This is a genomic window from uncultured Gilvimarinus sp., assembly GCF_963975215.1.
GTDB lineage: Bacteria > Pseudomonadota > Gammaproteobacteria > Pseudomonadales > Cellvibrionaceae > Gilvimarinus.
Map to the genome: position 1 here is coordinate 228,448 of NZ_CAXBFW010000002.1, position 18,910 is coordinate 247,357.

The 18,910-nt window shown below is 52.4% G+C and carries 15 protein-coding genes; 1 reads left to right on the forward strand and 14 read right to left on the reverse strand.

Annotation, left to right across the window (positions count from 1 at the left end; genetic code table 11):
* Nucleotides 1-46: 46 nt before the first annotated feature.
* The 6 genes from AAC019_RS02880 to udk form a co-directional block, all read right to left on the reverse strand.
* Complete coding sequence (locus AAC019_RS02880; protein ID WP_339897048.1) at nt 47-1,048, reverse strand: cytochrome d ubiquinol oxidase subunit II; 1,002 nt, start codon at nt 1,046-1,048, stop codon at nt 47-49.
* A complete protein-coding gene (locus AAC019_RS02885; protein WP_339897049.1) occupies nt 1,045-2,388 on the reverse strand; it encodes a cytochrome ubiquinol oxidase subunit I in 1,344 nt (447 codons plus the stop codon). The genes AAC019_RS02880 and AAC019_RS02885 overlap by 4 nt, the downstream gene beginning before the upstream one ends.
* 32 nt (nt 2,389-2,420) lie before the next feature.
* A complete protein-coding gene (locus tag AAC019_RS02890; protein WP_339897050.1) occupies nt 2,421-2,933 on the reverse strand; it encodes a GbsR/MarR family transcriptional regulator in 513 nt (170 codons plus the stop codon).
* Nucleotides 2,934-3,058: 125 nt separating this feature from the next.
* Nucleotides 3,059-3,433: a VCBS repeat-containing protein gene (locus AAC019_RS02895; protein WP_339897051.1), complete on the reverse strand. Its 375-nt coding sequence runs from the start codon at nt 3,431-3,433 to the stop codon at nt 3,059-3,061.
* A gap of 162 nt (nt 3,434-3,595) precedes the next feature.
* On the reverse strand, nt 3,596-4,816 hold the full coding sequence (locus AAC019_RS02900; RefSeq protein WP_339897052.1) for a NupC/NupG family nucleoside CNT transporter: 1,221 nt from the start codon (nt 4,814-4,816) through the stop codon (nt 3,596-3,598).
* Nucleotides 4,804-5,430 carry a uridine kinase gene (udk, locus tag AAC019_RS02905; RefSeq protein WP_339897053.1) on the reverse strand — a complete coding sequence of 209 codons (627 nt, stop codon included), beginning with the start codon at nt 5,428-5,430 and terminating at the stop codon, nt 4,804-4,806. Before udk ends, AAC019_RS02900 begins: the two co-directional genes overlap by 13 nt.
* A gap of 123 nt (nt 5,431-5,553) precedes the next feature.
* Between udk and AAC019_RS02910 the strand changes: the two genes are divergently transcribed.
* Nucleotides 5,554-6,141, forward strand: coding sequence for a uracil-DNA glycosylase family protein (locus AAC019_RS02910; RefSeq protein WP_339897054.1), 588 nt, complete (start codon nt 5,554-5,556; stop codon nt 6,139-6,141).
* Nucleotides 6,142-6,176: 35 nt separating this feature from the next.
* Here the strand turns inward: AAC019_RS02910 and nspC are convergent, their stop codons facing one another.
* From nspC to AAC019_RS02950, 8 genes are all read right to left on the reverse strand, one after another.
* Complete coding sequence (gene nspC, locus AAC019_RS02915; protein WP_339897055.1) at nt 6,177-7,346, reverse strand: carboxynorspermidine decarboxylase; 1,170 nt, start codon at nt 7,344-7,346, stop codon at nt 6,177-6,179.
* A 78-nt stretch (nt 7,347-7,424) separates the two neighbouring features.
* Nucleotides 7,425-8,627, reverse strand: coding sequence for a saccharopine dehydrogenase family protein (locus AAC019_RS02920; RefSeq protein ID WP_339897056.1), 1,203 nt, complete (start codon nt 8,625-8,627; stop codon nt 7,425-7,427).
* 25 nt (nt 8,628-8,652) lie between these two features.
* On the reverse strand, nt 8,653-10,566 hold the full coding sequence (gene speA, locus AAC019_RS02925; protein WP_339897057.1) for a biosynthetic arginine decarboxylase: 1,914 nt from the start codon (nt 10,564-10,566) through the stop codon (nt 8,653-8,655).
* Nucleotides 10,567-10,790: 224 nt separating this feature from the next.
* Nucleotides 10,791-11,663 (reverse strand): succinate--CoA ligase subunit alpha, encoded by an 873-nt coding sequence (gene sucD / locus AAC019_RS02930; RefSeq protein ID WP_041523056.1) that lies wholly within the window; start codon nt 11,661-11,663, stop codon nt 10,791-10,793.
* Entirely contained in the window at nt 11,664-12,830 is a 1,167-nt protein-coding gene (sucC, locus tag AAC019_RS02935; protein ID WP_339897058.1) for an ADP-forming succinate--CoA ligase subunit beta, read from the reverse strand.
* A 212-nt stretch (nt 12,831-13,042) separates the two neighbouring features.
* The gene (gene lpdA / locus AAC019_RS02940) at nt 13,043-14,497 is read right to left on the reverse strand and encodes a dihydrolipoyl dehydrogenase (RefSeq protein WP_339897059.1); all 1,455 of its coding nucleotides are present in this window, start codon (nt 14,495-14,497) and stop codon (nt 13,043-13,045) included.
* 97 nt (nt 14,498-14,594) lie between these two features.
* Nucleotides 14,595-15,815: a 2-oxoglutarate dehydrogenase complex dihydrolipoyllysine-residue succinyltransferase gene (gene odhB, locus AAC019_RS02945; protein ID WP_339897060.1), complete on the reverse strand. Its 1,221-nt coding sequence runs from the start codon at nt 15,813-15,815 to the stop codon at nt 14,595-14,597.
* Nucleotides 15,816-15,861: 46 nt separating this feature from the next.
* Nucleotides 15,862-18,693 carry a 2-oxoglutarate dehydrogenase E1 component gene (locus tag AAC019_RS02950; protein ID WP_339897061.1) on the reverse strand — a complete coding sequence of 944 codons (2,832 nt, stop codon included), beginning with the start codon at nt 18,691-18,693 and terminating at the stop codon, nt 15,862-15,864.
* Nucleotides 18,694-18,910: the final 217 nt, after the last annotated feature.

Genomic DNA, 18,910 nt, shown 5'->3' on the forward strand with positions numbered 1-18,910 from the left:
ATGCTACCACGTCAAAAAAAATCGCATAACCTCGCCCGACAATCAATCAGTAATAACTTAATGCCTGAGCTTTACCGCGAAAAATACGGTACATAAAAACGGTGTAAGCAATAATGCTGGGCAACACGATCGCGGCACCGTACAAAATAAAGCGCAACGATTCCGGGGCACTGGCCGCCTCCCAGATAGTGAGCTTACCCGGCACGATATAGGGAAAGTAACTATAGGCCAACGCCTGAAAACACAGCACAAAAATACCGACAGCGCAGGCAAACGGCACCCAACTGCCAAAGTCATTGTTGTAGGGAAAGTGGCGAAGGTACACAAATAATGTGACAAACAAAATCGCGCACATAAACGGAATAAGCAGCAATAAGAACGCCTCGGGCAAACTAAACCACTTATCAAACACCTCACTACTCATTATAGGGTTTACTGCACTCACCGCCAGAACCCCCACAATCATAATAATTGCCGTGACTTTAGCCCGCCCTGCCGCCCAGCGTTGCAAGTCACCTTCGGTTTTTAAAATCAGCCAGCAGGCACCGACAAAGGCGTAGGCGGCGGTAACACATACCGCACTGAGTAGCCCAAAGCTTACCGCCAGGGGGCCACCACTAAAGCCGGTAACATAAATCCCCAGCATGTAGCCCTGAGCGAGTGATGCGATAATAGAGCCTGCCTTAAAGCAGCGATCCCAGCGGTTTTGAAAATCGGCGCGCGCTTTTGCCCTAAAATCAAATGCCACTCCCCGCAAGATCAGCCCAAACAGTAAAAAAAATGCCGGCAGATACAAGTACCCTAATACCGCACTGTGAGCCGTCGGAAAAGCAATAAGCAGCAGGCCCACAGCCAGCACCAACCAAGTCTCGTTAGCATCCCAAAACGGCCCGATTGAAGCTATCATGGTATGGCGGTGATCAGGCTTACCCATGGGCAGCAAGATGCCCACGCCAAGATCAAAACCGTCAAGCACGGCATAAATCAAAATTGAAAGTCCCATCAGGGCGACAAAAATCACGGGCAACCAATACGCTTCTCCGCTCATAACTTCGCCTCCTTAGCCGTTGTGGCCAGTGGTTCTACATCGCTCTCAACTGCCTTGCGGGCCAAATAAAACAATGTATGCAAAAAAGCGACAATCAATACAATATAGACGAGCACATACGTAACCGCCGTAAACAGTACATTGCCCGATGCGGTAGCGGTGACGGCATCAGCGGTTTTTAAAACCCCATACACCAAAAACGGTTGACGGCCGATCTCAGTCACATACCAACCCGCCAGTGTCGCCAGCCAACCCGAAAACGTCATCGCTACTAAGGCGCGCTGCCAAAGCGGACCAATACGATCGCGCCGCCACAGCTGCACCGAGCAGCTCCACGACATCAACAACATTAATAGCCCCATGCCCACCATCACCCGAAACCCCCAAAACACCGGCATAACGGGTGGGTGCTCACCCGCGAACTCGTTAAGCCCTTTAATTTCACCGTCGCCGGAGTGCGTTAATATCCAGCTAGCGCCTCGCGGAATCGATATAGAATAATCATTACTCTGGGTTTGCTCATTAGGCAGCGCAAATAACTGTAACGGAGCCCCCCGCTCGGTGTGCCAAACACCTTCCATCGCCGCTATTTTGGCGGGTTGATGCTCGAGAGTATTCAGGCCATGCAGGTCGCCCACAAAAATTTGCAGCGGAATTAACATAGCCGCCAGATACACTCCGGTCTTTAACGTTAAACGCACCTCCTCTGAGCGATCTTTACGCAACAAACGATACGCCGACACCCCCGCGACAAAAAACGCCGCCGTTAAACCAGATGCCAATAACATGTGGGTTACCCGGTAAGGCATCGAAGGATTAAAAATAATCGCCGTCCAATCAACCGGAAACGCCACGCCATCGCGCATCTCAAAGCCCGCAGGTGTTTGCATCCAGCTGTTTAGGGCCAGAATCCAAAAAGCCGATAACGAGGTACCCACAGCGACCAGGCCCGTCGCTATAGTGTGCAGCCTGTTAGACACGCGTTTGGAGCCATACAGCATAATGCCTAAAAAGGTTGCCTCTAAAAAAAATGCTGTGAGCACCTCATACCCCAAAAGCGGCCCGGCGATATTACCAACCGTCTCCATGTATCCGGGCCAATTGGTCCCAAACTGGAAGGACATGGTGATACCACTGACAACCCCCAGAGCAAAGCAAAGGGCAAAGATTTTCACCCAAAAACGGTAAGCGGCCATCCACGCCTGATTACCCGTGCGATCGTAACGCAGCTTAAAAAACAGCAGCAGCCAGCACAGGGCAATGGTGATGGTAGGAAATAAAATATGAAAAGTGATATTGGCCGCAAATTGAATTCGCGACAGCATAAAGACATCCAACATAGCTACCTCGATGGATTAAATAAATTGCCTTGCTAACTGAGCAGCTTACTGACACCAGCACCAAGCTTGAGCATACGGGCCAGCTGTTTGGGCGACAGACGTTGAATCTCATCGCTCCAGTGGATCATCATCTCGATTAACTTGTACATGTCCTCTATGCGCGATTGCGCATACCGCTCGCTACTGTCGGCCGGCTTGTCCATCAGCAGCTCACGCATCACCGTCAGCGTTGGGTCGATCTCTCGTTTGCGCCGCTCGTTAAGCAGGGTACGGGCAATCTCCCAAACATCTTCAGGGGCGGTAAAGTAGTCTTTCCTATCGCCGGCGATATGCTTTAAGCGCACCAGATTCCAGCTTTGCAGCTCTTTTAAGCCCATGCTGACATTTGAGCGTGACACGGATAATTCGGCCGCCAATTCATCGGCATTAACCGGCTCTTCTGATAAAACAATATAGGCATACATTTGCCCTACCGTGCGGTTAATGCCCCAACGGCTACCCATTTCGCCAAAGTGGCGCACAAAAGATTCGATTAACGGTGACATGAATTTTCACTAATTTCTGAAACTTCGGTAATTATACAATAGAACAAGGCCCGCGCAAGAGGCCTTGGCAAAACATTTTTATTGAGCAGTGGGCGTTGCAGACTTATCGACAGCAAGAAAAATCATCAGGCGATCATTACTGGGGCGTAGCCTGCGCGGTTTAGCTCAAAGCTCAAGCGATCGCCATCGCGATTAAGCGCCTCATGAAGCAAATCCATACGAAAGGCGCCCGTTAAAATATCGGCCAACCCATCACCATTAAAGTCTTCAATAACCAACGGCACTAAACCGCGATAACCCTGACTGATCGGGTGTGGCACAAACGCCTGCGCGCCCTTATTTTCATACCAGATAAGCGCGTTGCGCTTAGGGTCGTCCCAATCATTCACCCAACTGCTGGCAACAATATCCAAATCGCCGTCACCATCCATATCGGCCGCTTTGGCATTGACGGCACCGTAATAACGGCCCACATCGTGAGCGGCAAACCAACCCTTCACACCGCCTCAAGATAAACACTTTTATGTCGTCCCATTATACGGATAGGCGGCGACTTAAAACTCCTTAACGGGCGGTGATCCTACTCGGGTACCGGTATCTCATCGGCCGGCCCCGGGACTTTGCCTAAGAGCCACTAAACCGAACAAAAACGGGGGCTGAGGCTACATTAAAGAGAGATAAAAGCCCGCGATAGCGGCGCTCATCATATTGGCCAAAAAGCCTGCCACTACGGCCTTAAGCCCCATTTGCGCCACCTCCTGCCGGCGGCTGGGTGCAAGCGTGGCAAAGCCACCTAACAGTACCGCCAATGACCCAAAATTGGCAAAACCGCACAGGGCGATGGACACAATGGCCGTCGAGTGCCCGGATAACTGCTCGCGATGGGCGGCAAGATCAATAAACGCGACAAACTCGTTTAACACCAACTTTTGTCCAATGAGGCTGCCTGCCAGCTGGCTCTCCCCCCAGGGAACCCCCAAGACAAAAGCCAGTGGCTGAAAGAGATAGCCCAGCAGCCACTGCAGCGAAAGCTGCTCGATGCCAACCCACTGCCCTATCAAGCCCAATAAACCATTGAGCAAAGCGATAAGACCAATAAAGGCAATTAGCATAGCGCCAATATTAACCGCCATTTGTAAGCCGCTGGAGGCGCCGCCGGCCGCGGCATCAAAGACGTTACTGTAGTGCTGCTCCCGGGCTGCTATTTCATCTAACTGCTCATTGGGAGTGGCTGTTTCGGGCACCATTATTTTCGCCATTAAAAACCCGCCAGGGGCCGCCATAAAACTCGCCGCCAGCAAGTAGCGCAGATCGATACCCAACCCCACATATCCGGCCAACACAGAGCCGGCGACCGTTGCCATCCCGCCGACCATAACGGCAAACAGCTCTGAGCGCGTCATACTGGCGATAAAGGGCTTTACCACCATCGGGGCCTCAGTATGCCCGACAAAAATATTGGCCGTCGCCGAGAGCGACTCGGCCCGGCTGGTACCCAGCAACCAGCGCAGCGCGCCACCGAGCAGCCGTATAACCCACTGCATGATTCCCAGGTAATACAGCACCGCCACCAGCGACGAAAAAAATATCACCACCGGCAGCACATTAAAGGCAAAAATAAACCCCAAAGAGTCGCCGGCTAATTCGCCAAACATAAATTCAATGCCGTTTTGACCGTAGCTGATCACTTGCAGTACCGCCTGGGAAATATCATCGAGCCGCGCCCGCCCCCAGGTGGAGTAAAGCACCAACGCCCCCAGGCCAAGCTGACAGAGCAGTGCCGCCACAACGGTGCGCCAGTTAATCCGGCGACGGTTCTCCCCCAGTGTGATGGCCACAACCAGTAACACCAGAATACCGAACAGGCTTATCAGTGCTGACATAGTGTGCCCAATAGGTGTTTTCGAATCGTCTCGGCGACTATCGCAGGCTTGTCATCTGACGCTACCACCACATCCGCGTAGCGCTGCTGCGGCAATACGAACTGCTGCGTCATAGGTATAACCGTTTGCGAAAATTGTGCAATAACGGACTCCCGGCTGCGTCCCCGCTCGCGAATATCGCGCTCGATTCGGCGCGACAAGCACGTCTCTAGGGGGGTATCGATAAACAGCGCCAGCTGAAACAACTCTCGCAGCGCCGGGCTATGCAACACCAAAATCCCTTCGACAATCATAACCGGAGCCGCTTTAATACGCTCGCGCGCCTGCAGCGGCCGGTGCTGAGCAAAATCATACCCCGGTGGCGCCACAGCAGCACCCTTACGCCAGGCACGCAAATCAGCCGCAAAGCGAGTTAGATTAAGGCTATCGGGATGATCAAAATTAATGGCCGCACGCTGGTGCAGCTCTAGGTGAGAGTAATCGCGGTAGTAGCGGTCTAAACTGATCACCGGCGCCGGTGTGGCATCAGCGCTAAGCAGTGGCGCCAGTTGTCGCGCCAGCGTTGTTTTGCCCGAGCCCGAGGCACCGGCAACAGCAATTAAGATAGGAGTCAAAGTGGCCTCATATTAGATACAAAAGCCCTATGTTAACCGCTTGTTTCTTCAGATTTATGACAGTATTGTCACAGAGATTATCGAGCACCAGCCCAACTTTTTTCACCGCAGCGACAGTGTTTTATGCCCACAACACACGATACAACATTAATGCGCCGAATTCGCCAATGTACCCTGTGTGCGTCTCAATTGCCCCTGCCTCCCAGACCCATATTGCAGGCCGAACACAGTGCCAAAATACTAATCGCGGCGCAGGCGCCCGGCAAACTCGCCCACGAGGCAGGACGACCGTTCGATGACCCCAGCGGTGAGCGTTTGCGCCGCTGGCTGGGCGTTACCCGCGAGCAGTTTTACAACCCTAACCTATTTGCGCTTGTGCCGATGGGGTTTTGTTACCCAGGCAGCGGCACCAGCGGTGATTTACCACCGCGCCCTGAATGCGCTCCCGCCTGGCGACAGGAGTTAATGCAGTATTTAGCCAACATTGAGCTAACCCTAGTGATCGGACAATATGCTCAGGCCTACCACCTGCCCAACCGGGAAAAAACACTTACCGAGCGCGTGCGTAATTGGCGCCACTACTGGCCCGAGCAGCTGCCCCTGCCCCACCCCAGCGGCCGCAACAACCGCTGGTTGGCAAAACACCCGTGGTTTGAGCAAGAAGTAGTGCCCACACTGCAGGCAAGGGTCAGACAGATTTTAACTCGCTAATAGTCGCCGCCCCCTGAATTTAACGTGTTTTTCAGTCAGGATAACCGCATTTTAAAGTCGTCGTAGCCAAACTCGCGAATCACTTCTAATGTGTCAGTGCGAGAATCCCACAGAGCAATAGCCGGCAAGTTAATACCGTTAAACGTGGTGGTTTTAACCATGGTGTAATGGGCCATATCGTCAAACACCAGCCGTTGACCGACCTCGAGCGGCCGGTCAAAACTGTAGTCACCAATCACATCGCCTGCCAGGCACGTCATCCCTCCCAGTCGATAAGTGTAGGGGGTTTCGCCCGCCTCACCGGCGCCAAAAATATCGGCCCGATAAGGCATTTCTAAGGTATCCGGCATATGACAGGTAGCCGACGTATCGAGTATCGCCTGCGGCACCGTACTGGTAAACACATCCAGCACTTCGGCCACCAACACGCCACTGCGTATCGCGACCGCCTCGCCAGGCTCTAAGTACACCTGCACGTCAAACTTTTCAGAAAACTCGCGCACCAAACTAACAAGCTCAGCAATTTGATAGTTCTCGCGCGTAATATGATGGCCACCACCAAAGTTAACCCACTCCAAATCGTTTAAATAGCGACCAAACTTTTGCTCAACCGCGGCTAAGGTACGTGCCAATGGCGGAACGTCCTGTTCGCACAGCGTATGAAAATGCAGCCCCGAGATACCCTCCAGCAGCGTCGGGTCAAACTCCGAGATGGGCACGCCCATTCTGGATTTAGGCGCACACGGATCATACAGAGGAACATCACCTTCCGAGTGCTCGGGGTTAATGCGCAAACCAAACTTTAATTCGGGACGCTTCTCTTTTGCCGCCAGGCAAAGCGATTTAAAACGTTGCCACTGGCTCATGGAGTTAAAAACCACATGATCGGAGAGCTTGAGCACCTCAATTAAGTCGGCCTCTTTAAACGCCGCAGAATAGGTGTGTACCTCGCCGCCGTAGTACTCACGTGCCAACTTCGCCTCGTTCACGCCACTGGCACAACTCCCCCAGAGGTACTTTCGATTTAAATCAGCCAGTGACCAACAACTAAACGCTTTGAGCGCACCCAACACTTTCGCGCCGCTTTCAACACCCACCCGATGCAGCAACTTGAGGTTATCTTCTATCGCCGCACGATCCACCACAAAACAGGGAGAAGGTACTTTTGTCGCATCAAACTGCGTAAAGTATTGACGTTTTTTCATAGCGATTTCCGTTTAACGCGATAGAAAAACGGCGGCTCACGCCGCCGTTTTTGACTCATTGAATACAGTGGCTGCTAATTACTCTTCCATTCCGGTTGGCTGATCAATCTCAACCACCTGCCAGGGCAAACCATATTTGTTTAAATCTTCCATAAAAGGGTCCGGGTCCAGCTGCTCCATATTCCAAACCCCAGCGGCCGCCCACTTTTTCTCGAGCATCATTTTCGCACCAATCATCGCCGGTACGCCCGTGGTGTAAGAGATCGCTTGCGACTGAACCTCGGCGTAGCACTCTTCATGGTCACAAATATTGTAGATATAATAAGTCTTTTTAACACCATCCTTAACCCCCTGTGCCACGCATCCGATACAGGTTTTACCTTTGGTGAGCGGGCCGAGGCTGGCAGGGTCCGGTAACAGCGCCTTCAAAAACTGCAGTGGCACAATTTCTTTACCTTCAAACTCTACCGGCTCGATAGAGGTCATGCCGATATTACCCAGTACCTCCAGATGCTTTAAATAGTTATCCGAGAAGGTCATCCAAAAACGGGCGCGCTTGATCTCGGGCAAGTGTTTGGTAATCGACTCCAGCTCTTCGTGGTACATCAGATAAATTTGCTTGGGGCCAATACCCGCCGGAAAATCAAACGAGCGATTCTCTTTTAACGGAGCCGTTTCCTGCCACTGGCCATCTTGCCAGTAGCGGCCATTGGCCGTAACTTCACGAATATTAATCTCAGGGTTAAAATTAGTAGCAAACGGTTGGCCATGGTCACCCGCGTTACAATCAATAATATCTAAATAGTGAATCTCATCGAGATAATGCTTTTTAAGGTACGCGGTATACACATTGGTAACACCCGGATCAAATCCAGAGCCTAATAACGCCATACGGCCGGCCTGGGTGAACTTATCCTGATACGCCCACTGCCACTTGTACTCAAACTTCGCCTCTTCTGGCGACTCATAGTTGGCGGTATCCAGATAATCCACGCCGGCCTCAAGGCAGGCATCCATAATCGCCAGGTCTTGATACGGCAACGCCACATTAATGACCAGGTCTGGCTGTTCACGCTTTAACAGCGCAACGGTTTCAGCGACATTATCGGCGTCTACCTGAGCGGTGGCGACAGGGCGCGGTAGCTGGGCGGCAATCGCTTTACACTTAGACTCTGTGCGACTGGCCAATACAATCTCAGTAAACACTTCCGGCAACTGAGCACACTTGTGCGCCACCACACCACCGACACCGCCGGCACCGATAATCATTACTTTAGCCATAATCCTTTCCTCTAACGCTGGGTCATTAACGTTCAAAATAGGTGTAGCCGCGCAGGCTCTCAGAGTATGCGTTTAGCATACTCTGACGTTCCGACACATTGATACGGCCATCGCGCACCGCCTGCTCGGCGGCAACGCGAAACTGACGAAACATCTGTTGCGGATCATACTCTACATAGCTCAACACATCGGCAATACTGTCACCATGTAACTCGTGCACAAAGTCGAGCGTTGCGTCGGCGTTAATCCGCACACTGGCAACATTCGTATCGCCAAAAAGATTGTGTAAATCGCCAAGTGTCTCCTGGTAAGCGCCAACCAGAAACACACCCAGATAATACTCTTCACCGGTTTTTATCGGATGCAGTGACAAGGTGCGGGTTTCTCCCTCGGGCCCGGCAAAGCTATCGAGCTTACCGTCACAATCACAGGTTAAATCGGCAATAGTCGCCTGCCGGCTGGGCTTTTCGTTCAGCCGGTGAATCGGCATAACGGGAAACACCTGATTGATAGCCCATGAGTCTGGCAGAGACTGAAACACACTAAAATTACCATAGTAAATATCAGCCAACTGCTCGGGCAGCTGTTCAAGCTCTGGCGGGATTCGCTTCATCTCGGGCAGCAGCGCAACAATCCGCTGCAAGCCTTCAAGGCACAGGTTTTCGGCAAATGCGCGCTCGCGCAAGCTTACCTCGCCCGCAAAAAAACAATCGCGAACCTGATCCCGGTAATAGATTACGTCGTTATAGCTTTCTTGAAGCTTACTGACATTAATGGCTTTTAAGGTAAACCACAGATTAGAGACTTGCTCGTGACTGCCCTCTGGCAATTCATCGGGCACAGGCCCCGGTTCAAAGTGCCCCACATCCAGCACATTAAACAACAGTACCGAGGTGTGCGCGACGGTCGCACGACCCGATTCAGTAACGATAGTCGGATGCGGTAAGTTATGAGCATTTAACTGCTGGGCCAGCGCCTCAACCACATCGACACAATACTCCTGAACGGAATAGTTACGGCTGTGACCGCTGACACTGCTGGTGCCATCGTAATCAATCGCCAGGCCGCCACCCAAGTCAATATAATTTAGCGGAGCGCCTTCACTTACCATGGCAATATAGTAACGGCACGCCTCTAACACGCCCGCACGAATACTGCGGATGTTGGGAATTTGTGAGCCCAGATGAAAATGCAACAGCTCCAGGCAATGCAACAAGCCGGCACTGCGCAGCTCATCCATCACCTCGACCAAATGGTTGGTGGTTAAACCAAACAAGCTGCGGTCACCGCTGTCCTCGGCCCAGTGCCCCTCTACTTTAGTCGATAGTTTTAACCGCACACCCAGAATCGGGTCGACCTTCAACAGACGACTGCGTTCGATGACCAGTTTAACTTCGGCCACGGTCTCCAACACAAAAATACACTTAAACCCCAACTTACGCGCCTGCAACCCCAAATCGATAAATTCCGCGTCTTTATAGCCATTGCAGACAATAAGACTCTCGCGGTTCTTGAGGGTCGACATAGCGATCATCAGCTCGGCTTTACTGCCTGCCTCTAAGCCATGGTTGTAACGCTCACCAAACCGGGCTATTTCTTCCACGATATGGCTTTGCTGGTTTACTTTAATGGGGAATGCGCCACGATAGACGCCTTGATAGCCCGTTGTGGCGATAGCCTCGGCAAACGATTCGTTGAGGATACTAATGCGGCTGTCAACGAGATTCTCGATACGCAGCAACACCGGCATCTCCAACCCACGCTGCTGCAGCCCATCGATAATATGGGTTAAATCAACCGCCACATCGGCGCGCTCCCCCGGAGCACGCACCTCGACATTGCCTGCCTCATTGATACCAAAATAGCCGCTGCCCCACTCCTCGATGCCGTAAAGTTCAGCCGAGTGCTTCGCCGACCAACTATCTGTGGTTTGTTTCAATCGCTCAACTCCTGTGTAGGGTGTGCCGGTAGCGAGCTAATACCCGCTCAAGGTCGCGCAATTTTCCACATTTTGAGCTAAAAGAAAAGCGTTTTTAACCCGCATTTACCGTTTAACCACCATGCCAGAGAAGCCCGACCTTCGCAATGTTGCCCGCTAGGATAGCATCATCCAGATACAAAAAAGGCGGCCGATTGGCCGCCTTTTGGTAACAACTGTAAAACTTACCAGCCAGTTACTTCTTTTAGTGCAGTACCGATGTCGGCCAAGCTGCGCACGGTTTTAACACCGGCGTCTTCCAGAGCGGCAAACTTCTCGTCGGCAGTACCTTTACCACCGGCGATAATGGCACCAGCATGGCCCATACGCTTACCGGCAGGTGCGGTAACACCGGCGATGTAAGACACAACAGGCTTGGTGACATTGGCCTTGATGAACGCGGCTGCTTCTTCCTCGGCACTACCACCGATCTCACCGATCATAACGATCGCTTCGGTCTGTGGATCGTCCTGGAACATCTGCAGGATATCGATAAAGTTAGAACCCGGAATCGGATCACCACCAATACCCACACAAGTTGACTGACCAAAGCCGTAATCGGTGGTCTGCTTAACCGCTTCATAGGTTAAGGTACCAGAGCGCGATACGATGCCCACTTTACCTGGCTTGTGAATGTGACCAGGCATAATGCCAATTTTACATTCGCCGGGGGTGATAACACCGGGGCAGTTAGGGCCAATTAAGCGCACACCCAGCTCGTCACACTTAACTTTACAGTCAAGCATATCAAGCGTTGGAATACCTTCGGTGATACAAACGATCAGCTTAATGCCACCGTTAGCCGCTTCCAGGATTGAATCCTTACAAAAAGCCGCGGGAACATAAATGACCGAGGCCTCAGCACCAGTTTCGGCAACCGCTTCGGCTACGGTATCAAATACCGGCAGGCCCAGGTGCGTTTGGCCGCCTTTACCAGGGGTTACACCGCCAACCATTTTGGTGCCGTAGGCGATCGCTTGTTCAGAGTGAAAAGTACCTTGTGAACCGGTAAAACCCTGACAGATAACTTTAGTATCTTTATTGATTAAAACGCTCATTTATTTGCCCTCCGCTGCTTTTACTACTTGCTCGGCAGCATCAGTCAGACTGGTCGCAGCAATAATATTCAAACCACTGTCAGCCAGCACTTTTGCACCCAGCTCAGCATTGTTACCTTCCAGGCGAACCACTACCGGTACTTTAACGCCTACTTCTTCTACGGCGCCAATAACACCTTCGGCAATCAGGTCGCAGCGAACAATACCGCCAAAAATGTTAATCAATACGGCTTTAACATTTTCGTCAGACAAGATAATTTTAAACGCTTCAACAACGCGCTCTTTGGTTGCACCGCCGCCCACGTCAAGGAAGTTGGCCGGAGCGCCACCGTGCAGCTTAACGATATCCATGGTGCCCATGGCCAAGCCTGCGCCATTAACCATGCAGCCGATGTTGCCATCCAGTGCTACGTAGTTAAGCTCCCACTTAGCGGCATGTGCTTCGCGCTCGTCTTCTTGCGACGGGTCGTGCATTTCACGCAAGTCCGCATGACGGTACAAGGCATTGCCATCGATAGCGACTTTGGCATCCAGGCAGTGCAAATCGCCCGCTGGAGTAATAACCAATGGGTTCACTTCGATCAGCGCCAAGTCTTTTTCTTTAAACAGCTTAGCCAAGCCCAAAAAGATATGCACAAACTGCTTAACCTGCTTGCCTTCCAGGCCCAGTTTAAACGCCAGCTCGCGGCCCTGATAAGGCTGAGCACCGGTTAAAGGATCAACGGTTGCTTTCAGGATTTTCTCAGGAGTTTCTTCGGCCACTTTCTCGATCTCTACACCACCTTCGGTAGAGGCCATAAAGACGATGCGACGGCTTGAGCGATCAAGTACGGCACCTAAGTACAGCTCTTTATCGATATCGGTACAGGTTTCCACCAAAATACGGCTAACCGGCTGACCTTTTTCATCAGTTTGATAGGTCACCAGATTTTTGCCCAGCCACTGCTTGGCAAACGCCTCGATTTCACCTTTGGTTTTAACCAGTTTCACACCGCCCGCTTTACCGCGGCCGCCGGCATGAACCTGAGCTTTAACCACAAACTCATTGCCGCCAATTGTATCGGCCGCGGCCGCCGCTTCAGCGGGGGTTTGAGCCGCTACACCCTGGGAGACGGGCAAACCATATTGCGCAAACAATTGTTTGCCTTGGTACTCATGCAAATTCATGATGTTCTTCCGTTCTGTTAACGTGATTTAAAAACTGCTAGCAAGCCGGCGAAACTTTCTACGACAGTTTGTGTAACACAAAGTCGCATACACCGCTCCTGCACCTGGTTCTTCCCGATCGCGCCTCTAGTGGCTCTAGGTCGCGACCACAAAGCCAACTCGATAACATGCCGCCATCGAGAGGCTCAGTGCTTCATCGTTGTTTTAAATAATTATTTTTTGCGCTTACGGTTTGGCATATGAATGGCGTGACCCGCCACTGCCAACGCTGCTTCTTTGACGGCCTCGGAGAATGTGGGGTGACCAAATACGGTCATGCCAATATCCTCGGCACTGGCGCCAAATTCCATCGCGATCGCCACTTCCTGAATCAAATCTGAGGCGCTTGGACCAACAATGTGGCAACCCAAAATACGGTCAGTTTCAGCGTGGGCAATCATTTTAACCATACCTTCAGCCTGATCGGCGGCTACCGCGCGACCAATGGCCAAAAACGGAAAGGTACCTACTTCGTAGGGCTCGCCGTCGGCTTTAAGCTGCTCTTCTGTTTTACCAACTGAGGCAACCTCTGGGTGAGTGTAGATCACATTGGGGATGATATCGTAGTTAACCAAAGGCTTTTGCCCGGCGATGCGCTCGGCAACCATAACGCCTTCTTCGGAGCCTTTGTGCGCCAGCATTGGGCCGCGCACAACATCACCTACAGCCCATACTCCCGGTGCATCGGTAGAGCACAGATCGTTAACATAGATAAAGCCGCGCTCATCCAGATTAACGCCGCTGTCTTCAGCCAGCAGGCCATCGGTGTAAGGTTTACGACCAACACAAACAATCAGCTTATCAAAGGTTTCCTGTTGCTCGTTGCCGTCTTTATCGGTGAAGGTTACGGTAACTTCTTTCTTTTTACCTTTAGCCTTAACTTCCGAACCCGTTACGCGACAGCTCAGGCGAATATCCAGCCCTTGTTTGCCAAAAATCTTCAGCGACTCTTTGGCAATTTGCTGGTCCATCATGGCCAGAAAGTTATCCATCGCTTCAAGCAATACCACTTCAGAGCCAAGACGCTTCCAAACGCTGCCGAGCTCAAGGCCGATAACACCGGCACCGATAACACCCAAACGCTTAGGCACTTCGGTAAACTCCAGCGCGCCAGTTGAATCAACGATCACATCGTTATCCACCGGGGCAACACCGATATTAACGGGAACAGAACCTGAGGCCAGAATCACGTTCTCGGCTTCTAAGGTTTCGGTTTTACCATCATTGTTGGTGTACTCGACTTTCTTACCGGCCAGCAGCTTACCCGTACCAAACAGACTGGTTACTTTGTTGGCCTGAAACAAGCCCCCAATGCCGCCTGACATTTGCTGAACCACTTTGTTTTTGCGCTCGATCATGGCGGGTACATCAATGGCCAGCTTGCCGGTCGAAATACCGTGCTTGCTAAACGATACTTCGGCCTCGTGATATTTTTCCGAGCTATCCAGCAGCGCTTTTGATGGAATACAGCCGACGTTCAGACAGGTTCCACCGTTAACACCCTTACCTTTATCGTCTTTCCACTTCTCGATACAGGCGGTTTTCAAACCCAACTGAGCGGCGCGAATAGCGGCCACATAACCGGCCGGGCCAGAACCAATTACAATCACATCGTATTTGTCAGACATAGTCGTTTCCCAAAATTTTTAGCGTAGCCGGCGTTGGTGTTCCGGCAAAACATTTATCCGGCCAGCCGGTAAGCCGGCCGGAGCGAGTGCAGCTGAATTAGATTTCCAGCAGGATACGCGCTGGATCTTCCAGCAGCTCTTTAATAGCCACCAAGAACTGCACGGCCTCTTTACCGTCGATCAGACGGTGATCGTAAGACAGCGCCAGATACATCATTGGGCGAATTTTAACTTCGCCGTTTACGGCCATAGGACGCTCTTGAATTTTGTGCATTCCTAAAATGGCGGTTTGCGGCAAATTCAAAATAGGCGTCGACAGTAGCGAGCCAAACACACCGCCGTTGGTGATGGTGAAGGTGCCGCCAGTCATTTCATCAATGCCCAGCTTGCCGTCACGGGCACGCAGACCAAAATCGCGAATGGTGGACTCAACCTCAGCGATGCTCATGTTCTCGGTGCTGCGCAATACCGGCACAACCAAGCCTTTCTCGGTAGAAACCGCAACCCCGATATCCTGATAACCGTGGTAAACCACATCGTTATCATCCAGTGAGGCGTTAACCGCTGGGAAGCGTTTCAGCGCTTCGGTAGCAGCTTTCACGAAAAAGCCCATAAAGCCCAGACGAGTACCGTTGTGAATCTTTTCAAACTTATCTTTGTACTGCTTGCGCAGCTCCATCACCGGCCCCATGTCTACCTCGTTAAAGGTCGTCAACATGGCGGTAGTGCTGGTAGCTTCCAGCAGGCGCTCGGCGATGCGTTTGCGCAAACGTGTCATCGGCACACGTTTTTCAACCCGATCGCCTTCTGGCGCAGCCGGTGCCGCAGCGGCCTGAGCTGGCGCCGGGGCGGCCGATTTAGAACCGGCTGATTTAACGTGATTCATGACATCTTCTTTGGTCACACGCCCATCTTTACCGGTGCCGGCAACAGCGGCAGGGTCAACGTTGTTCTCTTCAGCCATTTTGCGCGCGGCGGGGCTCAATAGCTTATCGCCGGCATCAGCGCCCGACTCAGCCGGTGCGTCTTCTTTTTTCTCGGCGGCAGGCTCGCTCGCTTCGGCTTTGGCCGAGCCGCCGGCACCGGCTTCAAACTTAGCAATCACTTCATTGCTCAAGACAGTGTCGCCTTCGCCTTTTAACACTTCAGTCAGGGCACCGTCGGCGGGGGCGACCACTTCCAGTACCACTTTGTCTGTTTCAATATCTACGATCAGTTCATCACGCGAAACCGCTTCACCTGGCTGTTTGTGCCAGGTCGCAATGGTCCCGTCCTGAACAGATTCGGGAAAAGTAGGGGCTTTAATATCAGTACTCATTACGTGTCCTTAGCTCTCGCTAGTTTTCTGTGCTGCAGTTTGCGTATCAAACACTCAATGCTTCGTTAATGAAACGTTTCTGTTCTTCCAGGTGCACCGAGGCATAGCCTGCAGCCGGTGCGGCCGATGGGTCACGCCCAACATAACCTAAGAACAGCTCGGGATTTAAGTCATAAACAACGCGACGCATATGGTGCTGGCTGGAGTACCAAGCGCCTTGGTTCATGGGCTCTTCCTGACACCACATGACATCCTTAACATTAGCGTATGGCGCAAGTGCAGCCTTGAGCTCTTCCTCCGGGAACGGATACAGCTGCTCTAGCCGAATTAACGCGACGTCGTCCTGTTCACGCTTCATCCGCTCTTCTAACAAGTGGTAGTAAACCTTACCGCTACACAGCACAACGCGCTTAGCCTTGGCCGGATCAATGTCTTTTTCACCGATCACGTTTTGGAAGCCGCCCTCGGACAACTCCTCAATACTTGATGTCGCCAACGGGTGACGCAAGATCCATTTCGGGCTCATCACCACCAGCGGGCGACGCATCGGACGAATCGCCTGACGACGCAGCATATGAAACACCTGCGCCGGCGTGGTTGGGATACACACCTGAATATTGTGCTCGGCACACAGTTGCATAAAGCGCTCTAAGCGTGCTGACGAGTGCTCTGGCCCCTGCCCTTCATAACCGTGCGGCAATAACATGGTCAGGCCACACAAACGGCCCCACTTGTGTTCGCCACTGGTAATAAACTGATCAATCACCACCTGAGCGCCATTGGCAAAGTCGCCAAACTGCGCCTCCCAGATAACCAGGCCTTTCGGCATGGTGGTGGCATAACCGTATTCAAATGCCAGTACCGCTTCTTCTGAAAGGTACGAATCGTACAAATCAAATGCCGGCTGATCGTCGTTCATGTGCGCCAGTGGCGTGTAGCTAACGCCATCTTTTTGGCTATGCAGTACGGCGTGGCGGTGCGAGAAAGTACCGCGCCCCACATCCTGCCCCGTCAGACGGATCTGAAAGCCCTGTTCCAGCAAGGTAGCGTAGGCCAAGGTTTCACCAAAGCCCCAGTTAATAGGCAGCGCGCCACCGGCCATTTTACGGCGATCATCGTAAATTTTTGACACCTGACGCTGCAGTACAACCCCGTCGGGTACTTCGCACATCTTATAGGCAGCCGCCTGCAGGGCTTTAAGCTCGTAGCCGGTTTCGGCCGGGGTTTGCCAATCGTGACCAATATACGGCGACCAGTCGACAAACAGTGAGCTGTCCGGCTCAGACACCAAACCACTGGCAACACTTTCGCCGCGATCCAGCGCCGCACGATAGTCGTCCATCATCTTGCTGGACTCTTCGGCACTCAGCACATTAGCGTCGATCAAAGCGTCTGAGTAGAGCGTGCGGGTGGTTTTTTGGTTGCGGATTTTTTTGTACATCAACGGCTGAGTAGACGACGGATCATCTGCCTCATTGTGGCCGCGACGACGGTAGCAAACCAAGTCGATAACGACGTCTTTGTTAAATTCGTAGCGGTAGTCAGTTGCCAGCTGCGCAACAAACAACACAGCCTCAGGGTCGTCACCGTTTACGTGAAAAATCGGCGCCTCTACCATTTTGGCGGTATCGGTGCAGTACTCGGTCGAACGGGCGTCTTCCCGGCGGCTGGTGGTAAAACCTACCTGGTTGTTAATCACCAGGTGCAAGGTTCCGCCGGTTTTGTACGCGCGGGTTTGCGACATCTGGAATGTCTCCATCACCACACCCTGACCGGCAAAAGCGGCATCACCGTGTACCACAATTGGCACAACTTTGTGGCCTACGTCATCATCGCGACGGTCCTGACGGGCACGCACGGAGCCCTCTACCACCGGCGATACGATCTCTAGGTGTGACGGGTTAAACGCCATGGCCATGTGGATTTCGCCACCGGGTGTCATCACGTTAGACGAAAACCCTTGGTGATACTTAACATCACCCGAGGTATCCACCAGGCGCTTGCCCTCAAACTCACCAAACAGCTCAGCGGGGCTTTTGCCAAACACATTAACCAGCGTGTTTAAGCGGCCGCGGTGGGCCATACCCAGCACAATTTCTTTCGCGCCGTAGGAGCCTGAACGTTTTACCACCGCATCTACCAAGGGGATAAAGCTCTCACCACCTTCCAGACCAAAACGCTTGGTACCCGGATACTTGCTGTCCAGATGACGCTCAAGGCCCTCGGCAGCGGTCAATCGCTCAAGTACGGCCAACTTTTGCTCGGCGTCGTAGCTTGGCTTAGAGCGAACACTCTCAAGGCGCTGTTGCAACCATTGCTTTTCGGCAAGGTTAGTGATGTGCATGATTTCCGGGCCGACATGACCACAATAGGTCTGCTCTAACGCTTCGACGATTTCGCGCAGCGGAGCTTCATCTTTGCCGATGAACATGGTGCCGGTTTGGAAGCTGGTATCGAGATCGGCCGAGGTCAGGCCGTGGTAAGCGAGGTCGAGATCAGGAACTGTCTCACGCTCCATAATGCCGAGTGGGTCTAACTGAGCGCGCTGATGACCGCGAAAACGGTAAGAGCTGATCAGCTGCAAGACTTTTACCTGCTTGCGCTCGTGTTCAATCGATATTGCGGAAGCCGCATTCGGCGAAGCGCTGTTCGAGCGGCTTTTAGCCAACTGAGCAAACTGTTGCCGAATAACCGAGTGCGGAGAATCTTGAGAAACCACCCCCTCGACACGAGGTAACTGGTCAAAGTATTCGCGCCACTGCTCTGGCACGCCATTAGGATCATGTAAATAAGTATCGTAGAGGTCTTCAACATAGGAGGCATTCCCACCAGATATATGGGACGTACTCCATAGTCTCTCCATAATGCTGTCTTGCATTCCACCCACCTTTTTACGGGGATTATTCAGAGATTACCCGCACACCACGTCAGGCCCACGTGTACAACCAACTGAACAGGCTCAGGTGATGCCCCAAGCCCCCCTGCTATAAATAGCCGTTAGCTTCCAAAACGCGCCCCGCTTGTGGCCGGGCCCGCCGCTTAATCGCACCATTTCAGAGTTTGGTACATACACAAATGCGCCGCAGGTTGTCATT

Coding starts and splice junctions, on each gene's coding strand:
- AAC019_RS02880 (WP_339897048.1), bottom strand. CDS start 1,048: ATGAGCGGAGAAGCGTATTGGTTGCCCGTGATTTTTGTCGCCCTGATG.
- AAC019_RS02885 (WP_339897049.1), bottom strand. CDS start 2,388: ATGTTGGATGTCTTTATGCTGTCGCGAATTCAATTTGCGGCCAATATC.
- AAC019_RS02890 (WP_339897050.1), bottom strand. CDS start 2,933: ATGTCACCGTTAATCGAATCTTTTGTGCGCCACTTTGGCGAAATGGGT.
- AAC019_RS02900 (WP_339897052.1), bottom strand. CDS start 4,816: ATGTCAGCACTGATAAGCCTGTTCGGTATTCTGGTGTTACTGGTTGTG.
- AAC019_RS02910 (WP_339897054.1), top strand. CDS start 5,554: ATGCCCACAACACACGATACAACATTAATGCGCCGAATTCGCCAATGT.
- nspC (WP_339897055.1), bottom strand. CDS start 7,346: ATGAAAAAACGTCAATACTTTACGCAGTTTGATGCGACAAAAGTACCT.
- AAC019_RS02920 (WP_339897056.1), bottom strand. CDS start 8,627: ATGGCTAAAGTAATGATTATCGGTGCCGGCGGTGTCGGTGGTGTGGTG.
- sucD (WP_041523056.1), bottom strand. CDS start 11,663: ATGAGCGTTTTAATCAATAAAGATACTAAAGTTATCTGTCAGGGTTTT.
- sucC (WP_339897058.1), bottom strand. CDS start 12,830: ATGAATTTGCATGAGTACCAAGGCAAACAATTGTTTGCGCAATATGGT.
- lpdA (WP_339897059.1), bottom strand. CDS start 14,497: ATGTCTGACAAATACGATGTGATTGTAATTGGTTCTGGCCCGGCCGGT.
- odhB (WP_339897060.1), bottom strand. CDS start 15,815: ATGAGTACTGATATTAAAGCCCCTACTTTTCCCGAATCTGTTCAGGAC.
- AAC019_RS02950 (WP_339897061.1), bottom strand. CDS start 18,693: ATGCAAGACAGCATTATGGAGAGACTATGGAGTACGTCCCATATATCT.